At 34.4% G+C, this 1,814-nt stretch carries 2 protein-coding genes; both read left to right on the plus strand.

The annotated features are described in order from the left end of the window. Window positions 1–219 precede the first annotated feature (219 nt). Entirely contained in the window at window positions 220–999 is a 780-nt protein-coding gene (locus tag E1140_RS00450; RefSeq protein WP_155177988.1) for a hypothetical protein, read from the plus strand. A 31-nt stretch (window positions 1,000–1,030) separates the two neighbouring features. Next, a complete protein-coding gene (locus tag E1140_RS00455) occupies window positions 1,031–1,804 on the plus strand; it encodes a hypothetical protein (RefSeq protein WP_155177989.1) in 774 nt (257 codons plus the stop codon). Window positions 1,805–1,814 lie beyond the last annotated feature (10 nt).

A 1,814-nucleotide genomic window follows, 5' to 3' on the forward strand; every position in this document is an offset into this window, starting at 1 on the left:
AATATGGATTCATTAAAAGTTACTTTCTATCTATAGATAGATTAGGCAGATGTAACAGGCTTTCATATACTCAAATCAGTCCTTTGAGTCTAAATACCAAAGGAAAAATAAAGGAAGGCGCAAAGGAATTTTCTTTCTATGAAGAAAAATAAATCAGTCCTTTTTATAGTATTCTTTTTCATATATTTCGGTTCTTCTGGGCAAGAGTTAACTAGTAATATGAAGTTTCTAGACTATCTATTAACTAACAGAAACTATTCAGATGCAATTTTTCTACTCAAGAAAATACAACCGAATAATCAATTACAAAGTGACAGTATTAATTTCCTTTTAGGAAAAACCCACTATCTAGACCAACAGTTAGAACAGGCATCAAACTATTTTGATAAGTTAAATAAAACAACACTTCCATTAAGAAGCCAAGCTTTCTTTTTCAATGCCTTTTGTGCTGCAAACACAGAGAAGCTATCTAAATCTCTCAGGCTACTAAACAACATTGAAACTACAGACAGCTTGCAATTAGGGTTAAGAAATTTAGAAATGGCAGGCATTAGCCTTCTCTCCAGAGATCTTGACGCTTTTGACCAATATGCTACTAATTTCATGTACGGTTACTACCATTATAGTGAGCAAGAAAAATCCTTTATAGGAATTAGAAACGATCTTAAATTCAGAAAAAAGAAATCGCCTTTATTAGCCGGCATAATGTCAACAATTGTTCCTGGTTCAGGAAAAATATATGCCGGTAAGGTTGGTATCGGAATAGGCACAATGCTTACAACCACCATTCTTGGGCTACAAACATGGGAAGGCTATAAAAAAGATGGTGCTGAAAGCGCTCGATTTATAATATTCGGATCACTCTTCTCCATGTTTTATATAAGTAATATCTGGGGAAGTGTATTCACAGTAAAATTTGCAAATAAAGAATTTGATGAAGCCGTTAACTATAAAATATTGGTTGATATGCACATTCCTCTGCGTACCATTTTTAACTAGCGCACAATTTGATGTTGCTGACAGCCTCATGATGGCTGAAAACTATCAATATGCATCACTGGAATATGAAAGGGTAGTATTTGAGGAGCGAGACCCTAATATCATAAATGAGGCTTTGCTGAAGAAAGGGTTATGTCACAAAGCTCTTAGGAACTTCAGCCAAGCATACTCAACACTTGACCGTGCTAACTTATTTATAGCTCAGGATAGTTTAAATTACCAGATAAGGTATGAAAAGGCTCTTACTGCATACCTGTCTCAACAATACAATTTAGTGGTATCTCAAGCACTCCAGATAAACCATTTTTATAAAAATGATGGCTATGATGAAATAATGTTCTTGCACATTCTAGCCTTGAATGAACTTAGAAAATGGGAGGAAGCAAAAATACTGTTTGATGAATATTTATCTATGAACCATAAGAATAATGATAATCAAGACCTTTATTCATTCGTCAATAAGACGAAGTTAAAAGATCCTGAAAAGGCTGTTAAAATCTCTTACTTAATGTCTGGAATAGGAATGATTTATGCCGGGTACTTAGGAAGGGGAATTGTATCATCTCTCATTAGCGCCTCATTGTTCACCTATGGAATATATGGGATCAGCTCGGGGTATTACTATACTGGCGCATTTCTAGGTATTGGCACATTTTGGATGCTCAACACAGCATCTTTTGAGGTAGTCCGTCAGTTGGCAATTGAAAAGAATCAGAAATTAACCAATAAATACAACAGCCCAATAAGACAAACGATTTTAGAAATTGAAAATCATAAACTAAACAAAAAAGGCTCTATTAATTAATAGAGCCTTT

Source organism: Fulvivirga lutimaris (assembly GCF_009711525.1).
Lineage (GTDB): Bacteria > Bacteroidota > Bacteroidia > Cytophagales > Cyclobacteriaceae > Fulvivirga > Fulvivirga lutimaris.

Coding starts and splice junctions, on each gene's coding strand:
- E1140_RS00450 (WP_155177988.1), top strand. CDS start 220: ATGAAGTTTCTAGACTATCTATTAACTAACAGAAACTATTCAGATGCA.
- E1140_RS00455 (WP_155177989.1), top strand. CDS start 1,031: ATGGCTGAAAACTATCAATATGCATCACTGGAATATGAAAGGGTAGTA.